The following is a 20,520-nucleotide window of genomic DNA, read 5'->3' as shown; positions in this document are numbered from 1 at the left end:
ATTACTCGGCTATCGAAGAAGTTCGGGAGGAAGGAGCAGGTGGAACGGGATCGAAACCGCCGTCGTTCCACGGATGACAACGCCCCAGGCGACGAACGGCCAGCCACCCACCACGCAAGAGGCCATGGTTTTCGATGGCTTCATAGGCGTAACAGGAACAGCTGGGATAGAAACGACAGTGACTGGCCATCAGTGGACTGATGGCATAACGGTAGAACTGGATCGGAACGAGGGCCAGTTTACGCATCGTGACTGTCTACCCCTGCGGAATCGGCGACCGCTGGAGAGGGCCGACTGCGGACCAGTCGCTTCCAGAGCTTGCCAAAGTGTTGGTGCAATTCTGGGTTTTCCACTTCGCCCAACCCCTTGCGTGCAACGATCACGATATCCAGCCCTGCCAGCATTTGCTGGTTCAGGCGGAACGAATCGCGCATCAGGCGTTTCAGGCGATTGCGTTGAACGGCGAGCTTGACGCTCTTCTTGCCGATTACCAGGCCGAGGCGTGGATGATCGAGGCCGTTCTCGCGGGCAAGGATAAGCAGGTTTTTCCCTGGAACCTTGCCGGTTGGGGAGTCGAAGACCGCTTTGAAGTGCCGGGGTGTAAGCAGTCGCTTGTCCCGACTGAAGTCCTGACTCACCACCTGTACCGAAAAATCAAATGGCCAGACGCTTACGGCCTTTGGCACGGCGACGCGACAGAACGGCACGGCCGTTCTTGGTAGCCATACGGGCACGGAAACCGTGGGTGCGGGCGCGCTTGATGGTGCTTGGTTGGAAAGTACGTTTCATGGCGTGTTACCTGGGTTGGTCGACAACGGGCCGGAAGGGCCCCCTTTTTAAGAGATCGGCGATTCTAGAGAAAGCAAGGCGATAGGTCAATTTCCAACCAGCCTTTCCTTATGGAAGGTCGAGGCAGGTCGACGGGTGCTACCTCGACCTGGCTGACCTGAAAGCGGCAAATCAAAAAAACAGAAGAGGCATATAAAAAGCTTTTCTGAAGAACTTATAGATCTTAGGTGGATAACCTTCTGTGGATAACCTATTTGAGCCCTTTAACTGCGGGCTGTACAGAAAACCATAACCTTGTCGGTAAGGGGTGTTCTGTCTGTGCCTGGGGTGAGGAAAACCTGTGGGGGAAAAGGGTGTTTATCCACAGCTGATTTATCCACAGATCAGAACCCAGGGTTGTGCATAGCCCACAGGCGCTGTTATCCACAGGGCTTATCAACAGTGGATGAGTGGTGTTCGAGTCGTTTTTTGGCGGATTTACCCTGATAGTGGGTGGCGTCACGTGTGGATAACTGACCGCCCGCCCGGTACAATGGCGGTTTGTTTTTGCCTCATCCGGCTTTCAACTCAGGGGATATCCGTGTCAGTGGAACTTTGGCAGCAGTGCGTGGAGCTTCTGCGCGATGAGCTGCCTGCCCAGCAATTCAACACCTGGATCCGCCCGCTACAGGTCGAAGCCGAAGGCGACGAGTTGCGCGTCTATGCGCCCAACCGCTTCGTGCTCGACTGGGTCAATGAAAAGTACCTTGGCCGCCTGCTAGAACTGCTGGGTGAACAGGGCAGCGGTATCGCTCCCGCTCTTTCCTTATTAATAGGCAGCCGTCGCAGCTCCGCAGCCCGTGCTGCTCCCAACGCCCCTGTCAGTGCCGCCGTCGCGGCAACCCTTGCGCAACAGGCGCAGGTGCAGCAGGCAGCGCCGGTGCTCGAGCCTGTCAGTGCACCTGTGGTGGAGCCGACGCAGGTTGCCGAAGTCGAAGAACCTTCTTCGCGCGACAGCTTCGACAGCATGGCCGAGATCGCGACCGCTCCGGTTGCCAGTGGGCGTACCGAACAGCGTACGGTGCAGGTCGAGGGTGCCCTGAAGCACACCAGCTACCTGAACCGCACCTTCACTTTCGAAACCTTCGTCGAAGGCAAGTCGAACCAGCTGGCCCGGGCCGCAGCCTGGCAGGTTGCCGACAACCCCAAGCACGGCTACAACCCACTGTTCCTTTATGGTGGCGTTGGTCTGGGTAAGACGCACTTGATGCACGCTGTGGGTAACCACCTGCTGAAGAAGAACCCGAACGCCAAGGTGGTCTACCTGCATTCGGAGCGTTTCGTCGCCGACATGGTCAAGGCGCTGCAGCTGAACGCGATCAACGAATTCAAACGCTTCTACCGTTCGGTCGATGCGTTGCTCATCGATGACATCCAGTTCTTCGCCCGCAAGGAGCGTTCCCAGGAAGAGTTTTTCCACACCTTCAACGCCCTGCTCGAGGGCGGCCAGCAGGTGATCCTCACCAGCGACCGCTACCCGAAGGAGATCGAAGGCCTGGAAGAGCGCCTGAAGTCCCGCTTCGGCTGGGGCCTGACGGTGGCCGTCGAGCCGCCGGAGCTGGAAACCCGCGTGGCGATCCTGATGAAGAAGGCCGACCAGGCCAAGGTCGAGCTGCCGCACGATGCCGCGTTCTTCATCGCCCAGCGTATCCGCTCCAACGTGCGTGAGCTCGAAGGCGCCCTGAAGCGGGTGATTGCCCACTCGCACTTCATGGGCCGCGACATCACCATCGAGCTGATCCGTGAATCGCTCAAGGATCTTTTGGCGCTGCAGGACAAGCTGGTCAGTGTGGATAACATCCAGCGCACCGTGGCCGAGTACTACAAGATCAAGATCTCCGATCTGCTGTCCAAACGGCGGTCGCGCTCCGTTGCGCGACCACGTCAGGTGGCCATGGCGTTGTCGAAAGAGCTGACCAACCACAGTCTGCCGGAGATCGGTGACATGTTCGGCGGCCGCGACCACACCACCGTGCTGCACGCCTGCCGCAAGATCAACGAATTGAAGGAATCCGACGCGGACATCCGCGAGGACTACAAGAACCTGCTGCGCACGCTGACGACCTGATGGCCGTCTGCGCAGCTAATTGAAGGCAAGGGACTAGACCATGCATTTCACCATTCAACGCGAAGCCCTGTTGAAACCCCTGCAACTGGTCGCAGGCGTCGTCGAGCGCCGCCAGACCTTGCCGGTCCTGTCCAACGTCCTGCTGGTCGTGCAAGGCCAGCAGCTGTCGTTGACCGGTACCGACCTGGAAGTCGAACTGGTTGGCCGCGTCCAGCTGGAAGAGCCTGCGGAGCCGGGCGAGATCACTGTTCCGGCGCGCAAGCTGATGGACATCTGCAAGAGCCTGCCCAGCGATGTGCTGATCGACATCAAGGTCGACGAGCAGAAGCTGCTGGTCAAGGCTGGCCGCAGCCGTTTCACCCTGTCCACCCTGCCGGCCAATGACTTCCCGACCGTGGAAGAAGGCCCGGGTTCGCTGACCTGCAACCTGGAACAGAGCAAGCTGCGCCGCCTGATCGAGCGCACCAGCTTCGCCATGGCCCAGCAGGATGTGCGCTACTACCTCAACGGCATGCTGCTGGAAGTGTCCACCGACACCCTGCGCGCCGTCGCCACCGATGGCCACCGTCTGGCGCTGTGCGCCATGCAGGCGGCGATCGGCCAGGCTGAACGCCATCAGGTCATCGTGCCACGCAAGGGTATCCTCGAGCTGGCGCGCCTGCTCACCGATCCGGAAGGCATGGTCAGCATCGTCCTGGGCCAGCATCACATCCGTGCCACCACTGGTGAGTTCACCTTCACCTCCAAGTTGGTTGACGGCAAGTTCCCGGACTATGAGCGCGTCCTGCCCAAGGGCGGCGACAAGCTGGTGATCGGTGACCGCCAGGCGCTGCGCGAGGCGTTCAGCCGTACCGCGATCCTGTCCAACGAGAAGTACCGCGGCATCCGTCTGCAACTGGCCGCCGGCCAGCTGAAGATCCAGGCCAACAACCCGGAGCAGGAAGAAGCGGAAGAAGAGATCAGCGTCGACTATAACGGCAGCTCGTTGGAGATCGGTTTCAACGTCAGCTACCTGCTGGACGTGCTGGGTGTCATGACCACTGAACAGGTTCGCCTGATTCTGTCCGACTCCAACAGCAGCGCCTTGCTGCAGGAAGCCGGCAATGACGACTCGTCCTACGTTGTCATGCCGATGCGTCTGTAAGCCATAGCAGGCGACATGTCCCTTCGACGTCTCTCGGTCACCGCGGTGCGCAACCTGCACCCGGTGACCCTCTCACCCTCCCCCCGCATCAACATCCTTTACGGCGCCAACGGCAGTGGCAAGACCAGCGTGCTCGAAGCCGTGCACCTGCTGGGGCTCGCCCGCTCGTTCCGCAGCACCCGGTTGAACCCGGTGATTCAGTACGAGCAGCCGACCTGTACCGTATTCGGTCAGGTCGAACTGGCCGAAGGTGGTACCAGCAACCTGGGTGTTTCACGGGAGCGGCAGGGTGATTTCACCATCCGTATCGACGGCCAGAATGCGCGCAGTGCCGCGCAACTGGCCGAGATGTTGCCCCTGCAACTGATCAACCCGGACAGTTTCCGCCTGCTTGAAGGTGCGCCCAAGGTGCGCCGGCAGTTTCTCGACTGGGGCGTGTTCCACGTGGAACCTCGCTTCATGGCGACCTGGCAGCGCCTGCAGAAGGCCTTGCGGCAGCGGAACTCATGGCTGCGGCATGGTACACTTGATGCCGTTTCGCAAGCCGCCTGGGATCGGGAGTTATGTCTCGCCAGTGCGGAAATAGATGAATACCGTCGCAACTACATCAAGGCCTTGAAGCCTGTCTTCGAGCGTACCCTGAGCGAGCTGGTCGAACTGGACGGGCTGACCCTGAGCTACTACCGAGGCTGGGACAAGGACCGGGAACTCAACGAAGTCCTCGCAACCTCTCTCCTTCGCGATCAGCAGATGGGCCATACCCAGGCCGGGCCACAGCGTGCTGATCTGCGCCTGCGATTGGGCGCGAACAACGCGGCCGACATCCTCTCGCGCGGGCAGCAGAAGCTGGTGGTCTGTGCCCTGCGCATTGCCCAGGGACATCTGGTCAGCCAGGTTCGTCGCGGTCAGTGTATTTATCTGGTGGATGACCTGCCGTCCGAGTTGGACGAGCAGCACCGCCGCGCCCTGTGCCGCTTGCTTGAAGAATTGAACTGCCAGGTGTTCATCACCTGTGTAGACCACGAATTTCTGAGGGAAGGCTGGCAGACGGAAACGCCAGTCGCCTTGTTCCACGTGGAACAAGGCCGTATCACCCAGACCCACGACCATCGGGAGTGAAGGCATGAGCGAAAATCAAACGTACGACTCCTCCAGCATCAAGGTGCTGAAAGGGCTGGATGCCGTACGCAAGCGTCCCGGCATGTACATTGGCGACACCGATGACGGCAGCGGCCTGCACCACATGGTGTTCGAGGTGGTCGACAACTCGATCGACGAAGCCCTGGCCGGTCACTGCGATGACATCACCGTCATCATTCACCCGGACGAATCCATCAGCGTCCGTGACAACGGCCGTGGCATTCCAGTCGACGTGCATAAAGAAGAAGGCGTTTCCGCAGCCGAGGTCATCATGACCGTCCTGCACGCCGGCGGTAAGTTCGACGACAACTCCTACAAGGTATCCGGCGGTCTGCACGGCGTAGGTGTTTCGGTGGTGAACGCCCTGTCCGAGCAACTGGTGCTCACCGTTCGTCGTAGCGGCAAGATCTGGGAACAGACCTACGTCCATGGTGTGCCACAGGCACCCATGGCGGTCGTCGGTGAAAGCGAAACCACCGGTACCCACATCCACTTCAAGCCCTCGGCTGAAACCTTCAAGAACATCCACTTCAGCTGGGACATTCTCGCCAAGCGTATCCGCGAGCTGTCGTTCCTGAACTCGGGTGTTGGCATCCTGCTGAAGGACGAGCGCAGCGGCAAGGAAGAGTTCTTCAAGTACGAAGGCGGCCTGCGCGCATTCGTTGAATACCTGAACACCAACAAGACCCCGGTCAATTCCCAGGTCTTCCACTTCAACGTCCAGCGTGACGATGGCGTGGGTGTCGAAGTCGCCCTGCAGTGGAACGACAGCTTCAACGAAAACCTGCTGTGCTTCACCAACAACATTCCCCAGCGCGATGGTGGTACCCACCTGGTCGGTTTCCGTTCCTCGCTGACCCGTAGCCTGAACAGCTACATCGAGCAGGAAGGTCTGGCGAAGAAGAACAAGGTCGCCACCACCGGTGACGACGCCCGTGAAGGTCTGACCGCGATCATCTCGGTCAAGGTGCCGGATCCGAAGTTCAGCTCGCAGACCAAGGACAAGCTGGTTTCCTCGGAGGTGAAGACCGCCGTGGAACAGGAGATGAACAAGTACTTCGCCGACTTCCTGTTGGAGAACCCCAACGAAGCCAAGGCGGTGGTCGGCAAGATGATCGACGCTGCCCGTGCCCGTGAAGCGGCGCGTAAGGCCCGTGAGATGACTCGCCGCAAAGGCGCGCTGGACATCGCTGGCCTGCCGGGCAAACTGGCCGACTGCCAGGAGAAGGACCCTGCCCTTTCCGAACTGTACCTGGTGGAGGGTGACTCCGCAGGTGGTTCGGCCAAGCAAGGCCGTAACCGTCGCACCCAGGCGATCCTGCCGCTCAAGGGCAAGATCCTCAACGTCGAGAAAGCGCGCTTCGACAAGATGATCTCTTCCCAGGAGGTCGGCACGCTGATCACCGCACTGGGTTGTGGCATCGGCCGCGAAGAGTACAACATCGACAAGCTGCGTTATCACAACATCATCATCATGACCGATGCTGACGTCGACGGTTCGCACATCCGTACCCTGCTGCTGACCTTCTTCTTCCGTCAATTGCCGGAGCTGGTCGAGCGTGGCTACATCTATATCGCCCAGCCACCGCTGTACAAGGTGAAGAAAGGCAAGCAGGAGCAGTACATCAAGGACGACGAGGCCATGGAAGAATACATGACCCAGTCGGCCCTTGAGGATGCCAGCCTGCACCTGGACGAAGCTGCGCCAGCCGTCTCCGGTGTTCAGCTGCAAGCCCTGGTAAATGAATTCCGCGGTGTGATGAAGACGTTGAAGCGTCTGTCGCGTCTGTACCCGGAAGAGCTGACCGAGCACTTCATCTACCTGAATAAGGTTTCTCTCGAGCAACTGGCCAACAAGGCGCAGATGGACGATTGGCTGAAGGCGTTCCAGCAGCGCCTGGATAACAGCCAGCGCTCCGGTCTGGTTTATAAAGCCGACTTGCATGAGGACAAGGAGCGCAACCTCTGGCTGCCTGTCGTTGAAACGACATCCCATGGTTTGGCCAGCTATGTCACCTTCAACCGTGACTTCTTCGGCAGCAATGACTACAAGACTGTCGTTGCCCTGGGTGAAAAGCTGGGTACCTTGCTGGGCGACGGCGCCTATGTTCAGCGTGGCGAACGTCGCAAGGCAGTTACCGAGTTCAAGGAAGCCCTCGACTGGCTGATGAACGAAAGCACCAAGCGCCATACCATCCAGCGATACAAAGGGCTGGGTGAGATGAACCCGGACCAGCTGTGGGAAACCACCATGGATCCGACCGTGCGCCGCATGCTCAAGGTGACCATCGAGGACGCCATCGCCGCCGATCAGCTGTTCAACACCCTGATGGGTGATGCGGTCGAACCGCGTCGCGACTTCATTGAAAGCAACGCGCTGTCGGTGTCCAACCTGGACTTCTGATCTTTCGGTCGGACACGCAAAAGAAAAAAGCCAATACGCGAGTATTGGCTTTTTTTTGAATCAGCAGGTATGACTGATATTCAGGCAACTTTCGCCTGAACGGTGAACAGGCTCGCTCCCAGCGCCACGAACGAGGCGCCGAACAGCCGGTTCATCAACCGCGCACGGTTCGGCGAGGCGAGCTTGCGACGCAGCACCTGGGCCAGGGTCACATAGAAGGCGTGGGAGACGATCGAGCAGGCCGCGAAGGTCAGCACGAGAATGCCCAACTGCACGGTCGAATCACTGCCCGGACGGATGAACTGCGGCAGGAACGCTGCGAAGAACAGGATCGCCTTGGGGTTGGTCAGCGCCACCGTCACGCCGTTGAGCATCAGCCTGTTATTGGTGGAGGCGCGCCCGGCCGGCTGGTCGAGTTTGTCGAAGGCGCTGGTGCGGCTCCTCCACTGCTTGACGCCCAGGTAGATCAGGTAGCTCGCGCCGAGCACCTTGAGTAGAAGTAAGGCGGTGGCGGACGCCTGTAGCACCACCCCCAACCCGGCACTGGTGGCGGCCGAGATTGCCAGCAAGCCGAAGGCGTTGCCGATCGAGCCGAGCATCGCCCGTCGCGGTCCGTAGGCCACCGAGTTGGACAGCGCCATGATGACCCCGGGACCTGGGGTCAGGGTAACCAGCATGGCGACGACGACAAAACCGAACCATTCGTGAAGCGACATCCTTGTACATCTCCTGGGGAACACCACATAGATTCGACGGACTGTAACAGATAGTTGCCCTGCTCATGAATGGCCGGCACCGCTTGCGATTACCGGCGGTCTTTACAGGTCCAGCACCAGGCGAGGCGACTTGCAACCCGACACGCAGATCATCATCGTCTTCCCTGCTTCCTGCTCGTGAGGGCTGAGCACGAAGTCGCGGTGGTCGGGCGTGCCTTCCAGCACAGTGGTTTCGCACGAGCCGCACACCCCTTCCCGGCAGCTGAACGAGACCAGATGACCTGCGTCGAGCAGCGTGTCGATCAGGCTGCCGCGCCCGGGTCGAAACTCGCCAGCGCGCTGGGCCGCGGCACCCTCAATTTCCCGGCATTGGTCGACGCGATGCAGTACACCGGCTGGAAAGGGATGGTCGGTTTTGAAACCCGGGGCGGCACCCTGATGGGCGGTGTCAGTCACCTCAACCAGTTGGTGGCGGCTTCGACCCACTGATCAGCGAGACGCGAGGCACAGCCTCTCGTAAAACACGCGCACGGCAGCTAATCTGGCTGCCGTGCGTGTCTTCGTGCCAAGGAATCGCCATGACCGAACAATCGCTACCTACAGTCCAGGACGTGCAAGCCGCAGCCGATCGCCTGCAAGGCCATGTCCACCGTACTCCTGTGTTCACCTCCTCCACCCTCGACGCCCGGGTTGATGCGCAGGTCTTCTTCAAGTGCGAACAGTTTCAGCGCATGGGCGCCTTCAAGATTCGTGGCGCGCTCAATGCGCTGATGCGGCTCGATCCGGCCAGCCGGCAACGCGGAGTGGTCGCTTATTCGTCTGGCAACCACGCCCAGGGCGTCGCCCTCGCCGCCCGGGAGCTGGGTATGCCGGCGGTGATCGTGATGCCCGCCGACGCCCCTGCGGCAAAACGGGCAGCCACCGAAGGCTACGGTGCCACTGTGGTCGCCTATGACCGCTACCGCGAAGACCGTCTCGCCATCGCCCGTCAATTGCAGTTGGATCACGGTTACACGCTGATCCCTCCGTTCGATCACCCGGATGTGATCGCCGGGCAAGGCACCGCGGCGCTCGAGCTGTTCGAGGAGACTGGCCCGCTGGACGTATTGCTGGTACCGGTGGGCGGCGGTGGGCTGATTTCCGGCTGTGCCCTGGCGGCGCATTTACGCAGCCCCGACTGCGAAGTGATCGGGGTCGAACCCGAGGCCGGCAACGACGGTCAGCAGTCCTTCCGCACCGGCAAACTGGTGAGCATCGACACGCCAGCGACCCTGGCCGACGGCGCGCAGTCGCAGTCGCTGGGGACGATCACCTTTCCATTGATCCAGCAGCTGGTGAGCGACATGGTCACGGTATCGGACGCGGAGTTGCTGCAGGCCATGGGTTTTCTGGCTGAGCGCATGAACCTGTTGGTCGAGCCCACCGGCTGCCTGGCGGCAGCAGCGGTAGTGAAGCTGCGCGAACGGCTGCGGGGCAAGCGAGTCGGGGTCATCCTCACCGGCGGTAACGTCGACCTGCAGCACTATGCGCGTTTGCTACTCGAAGCCGAGGGCGCCGCGACCCGCTGACAGCAGGTAACGACTCAAATCCTCGGGATGTTTCACGTGGAACATTTACAGCCCGAGGGTTTTGAGTCGCCGATACAGCGTGCGTTCACTCATGCCCAGATGTGCTGCCAGTTCGTTGCGTGATCCTTTGAAGGTTTCCAGGGCGTGCGCCAGGTCGGCCATTTCTTTGCGCCCCCGACTGCGCAAGTGGCCCTGATCTGACATCGGATGGATGTCTTCGGGCAGATGTTCCGGACGAATGAAACCGTCATCGGCAAACAGCCTGGCCCGTTCCAGGATGTTCCTGAGCTCACGAATGTTGCCTGGGAAGGTATGCAGGTTGAGGCACGAGAGTGTTTCGGCGGTAACCTTGGGCGAGTGCTTGCCGGCCATGCGTTGCAGCAGACTCTCACAGAGCAACGGCAAATCCTCGACTCGCTCACGCAGTGATGGCAGGCGAATCGGGAATCCGCTGATGCGGTAATACAGGTCTTCGCGGAACGTCCCCTCGGCAGCCATCTCTTTCAATGGCTTGTGCGTGGCCGAGACCAGGCGAAAATCCGAATGGACCGTACGCGTGCTGCCGACCGGGCGGAAGCTGCCGGACTCGATCAGGCGCAGCAGTTTCACCTGCATCGCCAGCGGTACTTCACCGATCTCATCGAGGAACAGGGTGCCACCGTGAGCGGCTTCGGCCAGGCCGATCTTGCGTTGAGTCGCTCCAGTGAAGGCGCCCTTCTCATAGCCGAACAGTTCACTCTCGAACAACGACTCGGTCAGCCCGGTGCAGTCCACCACCACCAGGGGGCCATTGGCTCGGGGGCTGCCCAGGTGCAAGGCGCGGGCGAACAGCTCCTTGCCCGTGCCCGACTCGCCCTGGAGCAACACCGGAATCTGCGCGGGGGCTGCACGTTGCAAACTGGCCACTGCGGTCTTGAAGGCTGGCGCCCGGCCAACCAACCCTTGTTGTTGAGGTTGTGCCGATGCCAGGGTGACGCTGGTCAGGCGTTCGACGAAGGCCACCACCCTGCCCTCGTCATCGAGGATCGGGCGCAGTTCCACATCCACATGCTCCGGCCCTCGCGGGGTGTGATGGATGTGCAGCACGCGCTCGGGCATCTTGCTGTCCAGCGACTTGCGCAGCGGGCAATGCTCCCCGGCCTGGTCGCAGGGCACGGCATAGTGGTGCGAGACCCGGTGGCATTTTTCGCCGATCGGCGCGTGCTCCTCGTTGCCGAACTGGCGACGGTACGCCGCGTTGGCAGCCAGGATGTTGTAGTCGGTGTCCAGCACGATGCTGGGCAGCACATCGTGTTCGAGGTAGGACACCAGCGCGAGGATCGCGGGATGGGAAGCGGCTAGCATGACAGCACCAGGTGGAGGACCTGGCGAGGGTAGCAAGGACTGCCAAACACTGCCATCGGCTGACAGTCGACTGCCAGGAACTGTCACCTTTGGCTGGCTGGAATGGGGGGGCTGCGCAGCCCATCGCGGCACGAGGCCGCTCCTGCAAGGGGACGGCGTCCTATCTGAAAGGCTGGCATGTATCTTGATAAAGCACCCTTCACTGCCTATGCCTTCAAGGAGGCCCGGTGGATAACTGGAGAGTGCAATGATCATCGGCAACAACCTTCACGTTGAAGAATTCTTCGACAAGGCGACCTGGACCATCAGCTACCTGGTCATGGATGGCGAGACGCGCCAATGCGCGCTGATCGACAGCGTGCTGGACTATGACCCCAAGTCAGGGCGCACCTGCACCGATTCGGCGGACAAGCTGATTGCTCGCGTCAAGGCGCTGGACGCCAAGGTGCAATGGATCCTGGATACTCATGTGCACGCCGACCATCTGTCCGCCGCGGCCTACCTCAAGGAGCAGCTTGGCGGCACCATCGCGATCGGTGCGCAGATCACCCAGGTGCAGAAAGTCTTCGGCACCCTGTTCAACGCCGAGCCGGGTTTTGCCCGTGACGGCAGCCAGTTCGATGTCCTGTTCGAAGATGAAGAGGGATTTCGCATCGGCAACCTGCATGCCCGTGCCCTGCACACCCCAGGGCATACTCCGGCGTGCATGAGTTACATGGTCGAGGACGCGGGCGAGACCGCAGTGTTCGTCGGCGACACCTTGTTCACCCCCGACTATGGCACCGCCCGTTGCGATTTTCCGGGCGCCAGCGCGAAGACCCTGTACCGGTCGATCCGTCGCTTGCTGGCCTTCCCCGACCAGACCCGGCTGTTCATGTGCCATGACTACCTGCCCGGTGGTCGTGAGTTGTGTTACGTCACCACCGTGGCCGAGCAACGCGCCGACAACATTCATATCCACGAAGGTGTCAGTGAAGAGAGCTTCGTCGAGATGCGCGAAGCCCGTGACAAGACTCTCGACATGCCCGTGCTGATCCTGCCGTCGGTGCAGATCAACATGCGCAGCGGGCAATTCCCCGAACCTGAAGCCAACGGTGTGAGCTACCTGAAGATCCCGCTGAACAAGCTGTAAGCCGCGCCGTACCCATAACGAGATTTCCAAGGAACACCGCCATGCCTGCCCTGTCCCCTGCCGATTCCTCCCGTGCCGACCACCACAAGGTGGTGATCGTCGGCGCCGGTGCCGCCGGTATCGCCACCGCCTCCAGCCTCATCGCCCGTGATCCGTCGCTGGATATTGCCCTGATCGACCCCGCCGACGTGCACTATTACCAGCCCGGCTGGACCATGGTCGGCGCCGGTGTGTTCAAGGCGCCGAGTACCGCCCAGACCATGGCGGCCACCCTGCCCCGTGGCGTGCGCTGGATCAAGGCACGGGTGGAGGGCTTCGACCCTCAGGGGCAGTTGGTGGTGCTCGAGGACGGGCGTGCGGTCAGCTATGAGCAACTGGTGGTCTGCTCGGGATTGAAACTCGACTGGAACGCCATCGAGGGTTTGAGCGAGACCCTCGGACGCAACGGCGTCACCTCCAACTACCGCTACGACCTGGCCCCCTACACCTGGCAACTGGTGCAGAACCTCAAGCAGGGGCGCGCCCTCTTCACCCAGCCGCCGATGCCGATCAAATGCGCCGGTGCGCCGCAGAAGGCGCTGTACCTGTCCTGCGATCACTGGTTGCGCAATGGGCACCTGGGCAATGTCAGGGCCAGCTTCTTCAATGCCGGGGCGGTGCTGTTCGGTGTACCGGACTATGTGCCGGCGCTGATGAGCTACATCGACAAGTACGGCGTGGACCTGAACTATCAGCATCGCCTGACGGCGGTGGATGGTCAGAACAAGCGCGCCACGTTCATCCGCACCCTCCCCGACGGCAGCACAGAAACCCGGGTCGAGGCCTTCGACATGCTGCATGTGGTGCCGCCCCAGGTGGCGCCTGACTTCATCCGCCAGAGCCCGCTGGCCGATGCGGCGGGCTGGGTGGATGTCGACCCGCATACCCTGCGTCATCGCCAGTTCGGCAATGTCCACGCGCTGGGTGACGTGGTCAATACCAGCAACGCCAAGACCGCCGCCGCCGCCCGCAAGCAGGCGCCGGTGGTGGCCAACAATGTGCTGGTGGCACTCGGTCGCCTGTCGACCCTGGCCCAGTACGATGGCTACGGCTCCTGTCCTTTGACGGTCGAGCGCGGCAAGATCGTCCTGGCCGAGTTCACCTATGGCGGCAAGGTGGCGCCGAGCTTCCCGCGCTGGCTGCTCGATGGCCGCAAGCCAACCCGTCTGGCCTGGTTGCTCAAGGCGCAGATCCTGCCGCCGCTGTACTGGAAGGCCATGCTCAAGGGCCGCGAATGGCTGGCCCGGCCGCAACCTCTGGTGGTCGAGGCGCAGCAGTGATCGAACACCAACTGCTGGGCGCAGGGCTCGGCGCGATCATTGGCGCGGTGCTGGCCCTGACCGGCGCCGGCGGTGGCATCCTGGCGGTGCCGCTGCTGGTGTTCGGACTGGGTCTGAGCATGGTCGAGGCGGCGCCGATCGGCCTGCTGGCCGTGGGGCTGGCGGCGTCGGTCGGTGCGGTACTCGGCTTGCGTCAGGGGCTGGTGCGCTACCGGGCGGCCGTGTTCATCGCGGTGATCGGGATTGCCTGTGCGCCGTTCGGCCTGATGCTCGCCCATCGTTTGCCCAACACGCCGTTGGCCTTGGTGTTCGCCGGGGTGCTGGTGTATGCCTGCCTGCGGATCTGGCGCAAGGCGGCGCGTGAACTGCGTGGTGAGTCGCCCTGTGGGGAGCGGGAGATCATGCCCTGCGTGCTCAACCCGCTGCAGGGGCGCTTGCGCTGGACCCTGCCCTGCGCCCGGGCACTGGCGTTCACTGGGATGCTGTCTGGGTTGCTATCAGGCCTGTTGGGCGTCGGTGGTGGTTTCGTGATCATCCCGGCACTGAACCGCTATACCAACCTGAACATGAAAAGCATCGTCGCCACCTCGCTGGCGGTGATCGCCCTGGTGTCCACCGGCAGCGTGGTCAGCGCCAGCGTGGCGGGGGTGATGCACTGGTGGGTCGGGGCGCCGTTCGCCGTGGGGGCGGTGCTGGGCCTGCTGCTGGCGCGGCCGTTGGCGAGCAAGCTGGCCGGCCCGCGCCTGCAGCAGCTGTTCGCCGTGGTGGGCTGTGGCGCTGCGGTACTGTTGGCCGGTAAGGCGCTACTCGGCTAGCAACTCGTCCTGCTCGGCGGCGCACAGCGCCAGCAGGTAGTCCCACACCACCCGCAGGCGTACAGACTTGTGCAGCTCGCGGCGGGTGCAGATCCAGTAGCTGCGCTGGATGGTCTCGCTGGGCAGCACGCGCACCAGCTTCGGATCGTGGCGGGCCATGTAGTTGGGCAGCACGGCGATGCCCAGACCGGCCTGGGCAGCATGCTGCTGGGCGATCACGCTGGTGCTGCGGAACACCACGTTGGGCGCCCGGCAGAAGCTGTTGAGGAACAGCAGCTCCTGACTGAACAGCAGGTCGTCGACATAGCCGATCCAGCTGTGCCGAGCCAGGTCTTCGCGGCTGTGCAGCGCTGGTGCGCGGTCCAGGTAATCCTGGCTGGCGTACAGGGCAAGGCGGTAGTCGGTGAGCTTGCGGGTGATCAGCAGGTCGGCGTTGGGGCGTTCCAGGTGAATGCTGATCTCGGCTTCGCGGTTGAGGATGCTGACGAACCGCGGCACCGCCACCAGCTCCACTTCGAGCCCCGGGTAGCGCTGGAACAAGGCCTTCATGCGCGGGGTGAAGAACATGATGCCGATGCCTTCGGTCACCCCCAGGCGGATCTTGCCCAGTGGCGTGATGGCCTGGGTGATTTCTTCCTGCGCCAGCAGGGCAACGTTCTCCATGGCTTCGGCGTGCTTGAGCAGGGCCTGGCCGGAGGGTGTGAGTTCGTAGCCTTGGGCGTGCTGGACGAACAGCGCGGTGCCCAGGTGCTTTTCGATGCTCTCGATATGCCGGGCCACGGTGCTGTGGGTGGTGTTGAGGCGCTTGGCGGCGGTAAGCAGGCGGCCGCTGCGCTGCAACTCGAGGAAAAACCGCAGATCGTTCCAGTCGAACATGGGCGTCCTTGGATGTGCTGGCTGTTGAAGCCATCGCGGGGCAAGCCCGCTCCCACAATCAGATAGTCGCTGTGCTAAAACGCACAACGGCTGCGCGAAATCTCGTGTTTCCTCGGCGAAATTAATCAATAAGATGGATCGGGACAAGAATAATAATCAGGCGCGAGGTTGCACATGCCATCAGCCGATCCTGTCTACGACTATGTGGTCGTGGGTGCCGGTCCCGCCGGTTGCCTGCTGGCCAACCGCTTGTCCGCCGACCCTTCGTGCCGCGTATTGCTGCTCGAGGCGGGTGGTCGCGACAACTATCCCTGGATTCACATCCCCGTCGGTTACCTCTACTGCATCGGCAATCCACGCACCGACTGGTGCCTCAAGACCGAAGCCCAGCCCGGCCTGAACGGTCGCAGCCTGGGTTATCCACGGGGCAAGGTGCTGGGCGGCTGCTCGTCGATCAACGGCATGATCTACATGCGTGGCCAGGCCGCCGACTATGACCGCTGGGCCGAGCAAGGCAACGACGGCTGGGCGTGGAAGGATGTGCTGCCCTTGTTCAAGGCCAGCGAGAACCACTTCGCCGGCGCCAGCGACAGTCACGGCGCGGAAGGGGAATGGCGGGTCGAGCAGCAGCGCTACAGCTGGCCGATCCTCGATGCCTTCCGCGATGCCGCCGAGCAGAGTGGCATCGCCAAGGTCGGCGACTTCAACACGGGCGACAACGCCGGCTGTGGATACTTTCAGGTCAATCAGCGCAGCGGTGTACGCTGGAACTCGGCCAAGGCGTTTCTCAGGCCCATCCTCAAGCGCCCCAACCTGACAGTGTTGACGGGCGTGCAGGTCGACCAGGTGCTGCTCGACAACACCCGCGCCCGGGCGGTGAAGGCCCTGTGGCAAGGCGCCTGGCACGCGTTCGCCGCTCGCCGCGAGATCATCCTGTGCGCGGGCTCCGTGGGCTCGCCCGGTATTCTGCAACGCTCCGGCATCGGCCCGCGCAAGCTGCTCGAAGGCTTGGGTATCGGGGTTCGCCATGAGATGCCCGGGGTCGGCGGCAACCTGCAGGATCACCTGCAACTGCGCCTGATCTACCAGGTCCGCAACACCCGCACCCTCAACCAGATGGCCAACAGCCTGTGGGGCAAGCTGGGCATGGGCCTGCGCTACGCCTACGACCGCAGTGGCCCGTTGGCCATGGCGCCGAGCCAGCTGGGCGCCTTCGCCCGTTCAGGCCCCGAGCAGGCAAGCGCCAACCTGCAGTACCACGTGCAGCCGTTGTCACTGGACCGTTTCGGCGAACCGCTGCATCGCTTCCCGGCCTTCACTGCCTCGGTGTGCAACCTGCGCCCGGCGAGCCGTGGACGGATCGACATCCGCTCGGCGGACATGAATGCCGCGCCGGTGATCGACCCCAACTACCTGAGCGACCCCGAGGACCTGCGCGTCGCCGCCGAGGCCATCCGCCTCACCCGGCGCATCGTCCAGGCCCCTGCCCTGGCGGCCTTCGATCCTCGCGAGTATTTGCCAGGCCCCGCCTTGCAGAGCGAGGACGACCTGCACCAGGCCGCCGGCCAGATCGGCACCACCATCTTCCACCCGGTGGGCACCTGCCGCATGGGAAGTGGCGCGCTGGACGTCGTGGATAGCCAGCTGCGCGTTCATGGCATCCCAGGCCTGCGCGTGGCCGACGCCTCGATCATGCCGCAGATCGTCTCCGGCAATACCTGTTCACCCACGTTGATGATTGCCGAGAAGGCGGCACAACTGATCCTCAAGGGGGCCAATACCCAGACCAACCTCAGCGACGCCAGCGCGATACCGACGCCCTGACCCGGGTGTTTGCAACAGCGGTGGCTTGTGATCGCAAGTCGCCGGCAGTGGAACAACAAGAATAATCACTGTGGCCCGCGGGCCGAGGACAGCAACGATGTCGGACTACATCCAGGAACAGGGGGCGGCGGCGAGCAGCCCAAGCCGTCGTGAAGAGCGCAAGATCATTTTCGCGTCATCCCTCGGGACGGTGTTCGAGTGGTATGACTTTTTTCTCTATGGCGCGCTGGCCGCGGTCATCAGCAAGCAGTTCTTCGCAGGGGTCAACGACACCACCGCCTTCATCTTCGCCCTGATGGCCTTCGCCGCCGGCTTCCTGGTGCGCCCGTTCGGCGCGCTGGTGTTCGGCCGGCTGGGCGACATGATCGGGCGCAAGTACACCTTCCTGGTGACCATCGTGCTGATGGGCCTGTCGACCTTCGCCGTGGGCCTGTTGCCCACCTACGCCAGCATCGGCATCGCCGCGCCGATCATCCTGGTGGTGCTGCGCATGCTCCAGGGCCTGGCGCTGGGCGGTGAATACGGCGGCGCGGCCACCTATGTCGCCGAACACGCGCCACCCGGCAAGCGCGGTTTCCATACCGGCTTCATCCAGTCCACCGCCACCCTCGGCCTGCTGCTGTCGCTGCTCGTGGTCCTGGCCAGCCGCTACATCAGTGGCGACCAGTTTGAAACCTGGGGCTGGCGCCTGCCGTTCCTGCTGTCGATCGTGCTGCTGGCGATTTCCACCTGGATCCGCATGAGCATGCACGAGTCGCCGGCCTTCGTGAAAATGAAGGCCCAGGGCAAGGTGAGCAAGTCGCCGATCCGCGAGTCGTTCACCTCGTGGCCCAACCTCAAGGTGGTGCTCACCGCGCTGTTCAGCATCAATGCCGGGCAGGCGGTGACCTTCTACACCGCGCAGTTCTACGTGCTGTTCTTCATGACCCAGATGCTCAAGATGGACCCGGCCCAAGCCAACACCCTGCTGATCATCAGCGTGGTGATCGGTGCGCCGTTCTTCGTGTTCTTCGGCTGGCTGTCGGACCGGGTCGGGCGCAAGCCGATCCTGATGCTTGGCCTTTTGCTGGCGACGGTGTTGTACTTCCCGCTGTTCAAGGCCCTGAGCCATTACGCCAATCCGCAGATCGACGCCGCCAGTCGCCAGGCGCCGATCGTCGTCACCGCCGATCCCAAGGGCTGCACCTTCCAGTTCGACCCGGTGGGCAAGGCACGCTTCGACAGCCCGTGCGACAAGGTCAAGACGTTCCTGGTCAAGCAGGGCCTGCCCTACAGCTCGGTGAATGTCGCCGGCAGCGAAGTGATCGTCAGCATCGGCGCCAAGACCATCAATGGCTTCGACGAGACGGCCATGCGCAGTGCCATCGATAGCGCCGGCTACCCGGCCAAGGCGGATCCCGCGCACGTGAACCAGGTGATGGTGGTGGTGCTGATCGTCGCCATGATCCTGATCGCCACCATGACCTACGGGCCGCTGGCGGCGGTGATGGTCGAGCTGTTCCCGACGCGCATCCGCTACACCTCGATGTCGCTGCCCTACCACATCGGCAACGGCTGGTTCGGCGGCTTCCTGCCGACGGTATCGTTCGCGTTGGTGGTGTACACCGGGGATATCTTCTATGGGCTGTGGTACCCGGTGTTGATCACCGGGGTGAGCCTGGTGGTGGGGATCTTCTGCCTGAAAGAGACCCGGGATGTGGATATCGACAAGGTGTGAGGCACTGGGGCCGCTCTGCGGCCCTTTCCGACCGGTCCGACGCCTCGGCAAGGCCGCTCCTACAGGTGTCGCGTCAACTAGCTAGAAGGGAAACCCATGCACAAAAAAACCGGCGTAAAAGCCGGTTTTTTTATCGCGGGAAAAAACTTATGCACGATTTTCGAAAAAACGTCATACATGGAAATAAATAGCTAATTCAATCACTTAGCTATGGTTGAAGACGCTTAATCCAAAAATTGCTAACACGTTATCCACAGATCGTCAGGCCGGCTGCTGCTCGGGTTTTTCCGCCGCTGGCGGCAGTGAACCCATGGCGCGTTGGGCCGCCTCGTTCCATGCCTGGGCACGGTCGTTGAGCTCGGCGATGGCACGCGGGCCTGTCCCCTCCGGATACATCGGCTCGCCAATCACCACCTCGATGGTGCCCGGGCGCTTGCCCCAGCCTTCACGCGGCCAGAACTTGCCGGCGTTGTGGGCGATCGGCAGTACCGGCAGGCCGGCATTCACCGCCAGCGCGGTGCCGCCGCGGGAGAACTTGCCCATCTGCCCATGTGGCACGCGGGTGCCTTCGGGGAAGATCAACACCCAGGTGCCCTGCTTGAGCAGCTCGTCGCCCTGGCTGGCAACCTGGCGCAGGGCCTCCTTGGGGTTCTTCCGGTCGATGGCGATCGGTCGCAGCATGGCCATGGCCCAGCCGAAGAACGGCACGTACAGCAACTCGCGCTTGAGCACCTGGCTCAGCGGCGAGAAGTACGCCGACAGGAAGAACGTCTCCCAGGTGCTCTGGTGGTTCGACAGGATCACGCAAGGTACGTCAGGCACGTTCTCGGCGCCGGTGATCTTGTAGTCGATCCGCAGGATCGTCCTCACCAGGAACAACGCACAGCGGCACCAATACACGTTGATGAACTTGTAGCGCTTGGGGAACGGCAGGAAAGGCGCGACGAAGAAGCTCAGCGAGCACCACAGCAGCGAACTGGTGCCCAACAGCAGGTAAAAAAGAAAGATTCTGATCGCCTGCAGGATCGACATAGTGGCATGTACCGTTGCGGGGCGTGCCCGCCTAATGAAAAGTGCGCCGGTCCTGGCGCACTCATTTAAATAAGTTCTCTGGCGATGGCTGCCAGATCGTCGAAAATCAGTGTAGTTTGCGGGACACCTTTTTCCAGGGTCCTTTCGCCCTTGCCGGTTTTTACCAACACGGGTTGTGCATCGACGGCCAGGGCCGCCTCCAGGTCACCTTTGCTGTCGCCGACGAACCATACGCCGGCCAGCGGCACCTGGTAGTGCTCGGCAATGGTCCGCAGCATGCCGGGCTTGGGCTTGCGGCAGTCGCAGCCCTCGTCCGGGCCGTGCGGACAATGCACGATCAGGCCGACCTCGCCGCCCTGCTCGGCCACCAGCGCGCGCAGGCGCTCATGCATGGCCTCGAGGGTTTCCAGCGGGTAGTAGCCGCGGGCAATGCCGGACTGGTTGGTGGCCACCGCCACCGTCCAGCCCGCCTTGCTCAACTGCGCGATGGCCTCGATCGAGCCGGGAATGGGGATCCATTCCTCCAGCGACTTGATATAGGCGTCGGAGTCGTGGTTGATCACTCCGTCTCGATCAAGAATCAGCAGTTTCAA

The 20,520-nt window shown here is 62.2% G+C and carries 19 protein-coding genes and 1 pseudogene; 11 read left to right on the top strand and 9 right to left on the bottom strand.

From position 1 onward, the window contains the following. Window position 1: 1 nt before the first annotated feature. From yidD to rpmH, 3 genes are read right to left on the bottom strand one after another with little or no spacing between them, the layout of a single operon-like run. On the bottom strand, window positions 2–247 hold the full coding sequence (gene yidD, locus ACZ899_RS19480; protein WP_011536514.1) for a membrane protein insertion efficiency factor YidD: 246 nt from the start codon (window positions 245–247) through the stop codon (window positions 2–4). After that, window positions 240–641: a ribonuclease P protein component gene (gene rnpA / locus ACZ899_RS19475; protein ID WP_234560813.1), complete on the bottom strand. Its 402-nt coding sequence runs from the start codon at window positions 639–641 to the stop codon at window positions 240–242. Before rnpA ends, yidD begins: the two co-directional genes overlap by 8 nt. Window positions 642–654: 13 nt before the next feature. Next, window positions 655–789 carry a 50S ribosomal protein L34 gene (gene rpmH, locus ACZ899_RS19470; RefSeq protein WP_003253163.1) on the bottom strand — a complete coding sequence of 45 codons (135 nt, stop codon included), beginning with the start codon at window positions 787–789 and terminating at the stop codon, window positions 655–657. A gap of 580 nt (window positions 790–1,369) precedes the next feature. On the opposite strand from rpmH, the gene dnaA reads away from it, so the two are divergent. The 4 genes from dnaA to gyrB are packed head-to-tail and all read left to right on the top strand — an operon-like array spanning window position 1,370 to window position 7,584. Then, a complete protein-coding gene (gene dnaA / locus ACZ899_RS19465; protein ID WP_232855433.1) occupies window positions 1,370–2,896 on the top strand; it encodes a chromosomal replication initiator protein DnaA in 1,527 nt (508 codons plus the stop codon). A gap of 40 nt (window positions 2,897–2,936) precedes the next feature. Continuing rightward, window positions 2,937–4,040, top strand: coding sequence for a DNA polymerase III subunit beta (gene dnaN, locus ACZ899_RS19460; protein ID WP_234560797.1), 1,104 nt, complete (start codon window positions 2,937–2,939; stop codon window positions 4,038–4,040). 15 nt (window positions 4,041–4,055) lie between these two features. Beyond that, a complete protein-coding gene (gene recF, locus ACZ899_RS19455; RefSeq protein WP_028690032.1) occupies window positions 4,056–5,159 on the top strand; it encodes a DNA replication/repair protein RecF in 1,104 nt (367 codons plus the stop codon). A 4-nt stretch (window positions 5,160–5,163) separates the two neighbouring features. Beyond that, window positions 5,164–7,584 carry a DNA topoisomerase (ATP-hydrolyzing) subunit B gene (gene gyrB, locus ACZ899_RS19450; RefSeq protein WP_232855434.1) on the top strand — a complete coding sequence of 807 codons (2,421 nt, stop codon included), beginning with the start codon at window positions 5,164–5,166 and terminating at the stop codon, window positions 7,582–7,584. Between the two features lie 80 nt (window positions 7,585–7,664). Here gyrB and ACZ899_RS19445 read toward each other — a convergent pair whose 3' ends face one another. Next, window positions 7,665–8,300 (bottom strand): LysE family translocator, encoded by a 636-nt coding sequence (locus ACZ899_RS19445; RefSeq protein WP_232855435.1) that lies wholly within the window; start codon window positions 8,298–8,300, stop codon window positions 7,665–7,667. 102 nt (window positions 8,301–8,402) lie between these two features. Then, a pseudogene (locus ACZ899_RS19440) lies at window positions 8,403–8,621 on the bottom strand (2Fe-2S iron-sulfur cluster-binding protein); the annotation flags it as partial. Here ACZ899_RS19440 and ACZ899_RS19435 point away from each other — a divergent pair. Continuing rightward, on the top strand, window positions 8,577–8,789 hold the full coding sequence (locus ACZ899_RS19435; protein WP_232855501.1) for a hypothetical protein: 213 nt from the start codon (window positions 8,577–8,579) through the stop codon (window positions 8,787–8,789). The pseudogene ACZ899_RS19440 and the gene ACZ899_RS19435 sit on opposite strands and share 45 nt — an antisense overlap. An 89-nt stretch (window positions 8,790–8,878) precedes the next feature. Next, window positions 8,879–9,868, top strand: a complete 990-nt coding sequence (locus ACZ899_RS19430) for a threo-3-hydroxy-L-aspartate ammonia-lyase (protein WP_203649241.1) — start codon at window positions 8,879–8,881, stop codon at window positions 9,866–9,868. Between the two features lie 45 nt (window positions 9,869–9,913). On the opposite strand, the gene ACZ899_RS19425 is transcribed toward ACZ899_RS19430, so the two are convergent. Beyond that, window positions 9,914–11,212 carry a sigma-54 interaction domain-containing protein gene (locus tag ACZ899_RS19425; protein ID WP_234560796.1) on the bottom strand — a complete coding sequence of 433 codons (1,299 nt, stop codon included), beginning with the start codon at window positions 11,210–11,212 and terminating at the stop codon, window positions 9,914–9,916. Window positions 11,213–11,459: 247 nt separating this feature from the next. Between ACZ899_RS19425 and ACZ899_RS19420 the strand changes: the two genes are divergently transcribed. From ACZ899_RS19420 to ACZ899_RS19410, 3 genes are read left to right on the top strand one after another with little or no spacing between them, the layout of a single operon-like run. After that, entirely contained in the window at window positions 11,460–12,344 is an 885-nt protein-coding gene (locus ACZ899_RS19420) for an MBL fold metallo-hydrolase (protein ID WP_234560795.1), read from the top strand. A gap of 41 nt (window positions 12,345–12,385) precedes the next feature. Then, a complete protein-coding gene (locus ACZ899_RS19415) occupies window positions 12,386–13,663 on the top strand; it encodes an NAD(P)/FAD-dependent oxidoreductase (protein ID WP_234560794.1) in 1,278 nt (425 codons plus the stop codon). Continuing rightward, the gene (locus ACZ899_RS19410) at window positions 13,660–14,478 is read left to right on the top strand and encodes a sulfite exporter TauE/SafE family protein (RefSeq protein WP_234560793.1); all 819 of its coding nucleotides are present in this window, start codon (window positions 13,660–13,662) and stop codon (window positions 14,476–14,478) included. The genes ACZ899_RS19415 and ACZ899_RS19410 overlap by 4 nt, the downstream gene beginning before the upstream one ends. Here the strand turns inward: ACZ899_RS19410 and ACZ899_RS19405 are convergent. Further along, window positions 14,467–15,354, bottom strand: coding sequence for a LysR family transcriptional regulator (locus tag ACZ899_RS19405; protein WP_234560792.1), 888 nt, complete (start codon window positions 15,352–15,354; stop codon window positions 14,467–14,469). The genes ACZ899_RS19410 and ACZ899_RS19405 overlap by 12 nt on opposite strands. 174 nt (window positions 15,355–15,528) lie before the next feature. On the opposite strand from ACZ899_RS19405, the gene ACZ899_RS19400 reads away from it, so the two are divergent. Both ACZ899_RS19400 and ACZ899_RS19395 read left to right on the top strand, forming a co-directional pair. Next, window positions 15,529–17,178, top strand: a complete 1,650-nt coding sequence (locus ACZ899_RS19400; RefSeq protein WP_234560791.1) for a GMC family oxidoreductase — start codon at window positions 15,529–15,531, stop codon at window positions 17,176–17,178. A gap of 97 nt (window positions 17,179–17,275) precedes the next feature. Then, window positions 17,276–18,895 (top strand): MFS transporter, encoded by a 1,620-nt coding sequence (locus ACZ899_RS19395; RefSeq protein WP_186732141.1) that lies wholly within the window; start codon window positions 17,276–17,278, stop codon window positions 18,893–18,895. A gap of 261 nt (window positions 18,896–19,156) precedes the next feature. Here ACZ899_RS19395 and ACZ899_RS19390 read toward each other — a convergent pair whose 3' ends face one another. Both ACZ899_RS19390 and gmhB read right to left on the bottom strand, forming a co-directional pair. Next, window positions 19,157–19,927 carry a lysophospholipid acyltransferase family protein gene (locus tag ACZ899_RS19390; RefSeq protein ID WP_198742534.1) on the bottom strand — a complete coding sequence of 257 codons (771 nt, stop codon included), beginning with the start codon at window positions 19,925–19,927 and terminating at the stop codon, window positions 19,157–19,159. Window positions 19,928–19,992: 65 nt separating this feature from the next. Further along, the gene (gene gmhB, locus ACZ899_RS19385; RefSeq protein ID WP_234560790.1) at window positions 19,993–20,520 is read right to left on the bottom strand and encodes a D-glycero-beta-D-manno-heptose 1,7-bisphosphate 7-phosphatase; all 528 of its coding nucleotides are present in this window, start codon (window positions 20,518–20,520) and stop codon (window positions 19,993–19,995) included.

This window comes from Pseudomonas sp. TE31087 (genome assembly GCF_057284075.1).
The sequence above is the reverse complement of the archived record's forward strand: the minus strand, read 5'-3'. Positions and strand labels throughout refer to the sequence as shown.

Coding starts and splice junctions, on each gene's coding strand:
- yidD (WP_011536514.1), bottom strand. CDS start 247: ATGCGTAAACTGGCCCTCGTTCCGATCCAGTTCTACCGTTATGCCATC.
- rpmH (WP_003253163.1), bottom strand. CDS start 789: ATGAAACGTACTTTCCAACCAAGCACCATCAAGCGCGCCCGCACCCAC.
- dnaN (WP_234560797.1), top strand. CDS start 2,937: ATGCATTTCACCATTCAACGCGAAGCCCTGTTGAAACCCCTGCAACTG.
- recF (WP_028690032.1), top strand. CDS start 4,056: ATGTCCCTTCGACGTCTCTCGGTCACCGCGGTGCGCAACCTGCACCCG.
- gyrB (WP_232855434.1), top strand. CDS start 5,164: ATGAGCGAAAATCAAACGTACGACTCCTCCAGCATCAAGGTGCTGAAA.
- ACZ899_RS19445 (WP_232855435.1), bottom strand. CDS start 8,300: ATGTCGCTTCACGAATGGTTCGGTTTTGTCGTCGTCGCCATGCTGGTT.
- ACZ899_RS19435 (WP_232855501.1), top strand. CDS start 8,577: ATGACCTGCGTCGAGCAGCGTGTCGATCAGGCTGCCGCGCCCGGGTCG.
- ACZ899_RS19430 (WP_203649241.1), top strand. CDS start 8,879: ATGACCGAACAATCGCTACCTACAGTCCAGGACGTGCAAGCCGCAGCC.
- ACZ899_RS19425 (WP_234560796.1), bottom strand. CDS start 11,212: ATGCTAGCCGCTTCCCATCCCGCGATCCTCGCGCTGGTGTCCTACCTC.
- ACZ899_RS19420 (WP_234560795.1), top strand. CDS start 11,460: ATGATCATCGGCAACAACCTTCACGTTGAAGAATTCTTCGACAAGGCG.
- ACZ899_RS19415 (WP_234560794.1), top strand. CDS start 12,386: ATGCCTGCCCTGTCCCCTGCCGATTCCTCCCGTGCCGACCACCACAAG.
- ACZ899_RS19405 (WP_234560792.1), bottom strand. CDS start 15,354: ATGTTCGACTGGAACGATCTGCGGTTTTTCCTCGAGTTGCAGCGCAGC.
- ACZ899_RS19400 (WP_234560791.1), top strand. CDS start 15,529: ATGCCATCAGCCGATCCTGTCTACGACTATGTGGTCGTGGGTGCCGGT.
- ACZ899_RS19395 (WP_186732141.1), top strand. CDS start 17,276: ATGTCGGACTACATCCAGGAACAGGGGGCGGCGGCGAGCAGCCCAAGC.
- ACZ899_RS19390 (WP_198742534.1), bottom strand. CDS start 19,927: ATGTCGATCCTGCAGGCGATCAGAATCTTTCTTTTTTACCTGCTGTTG.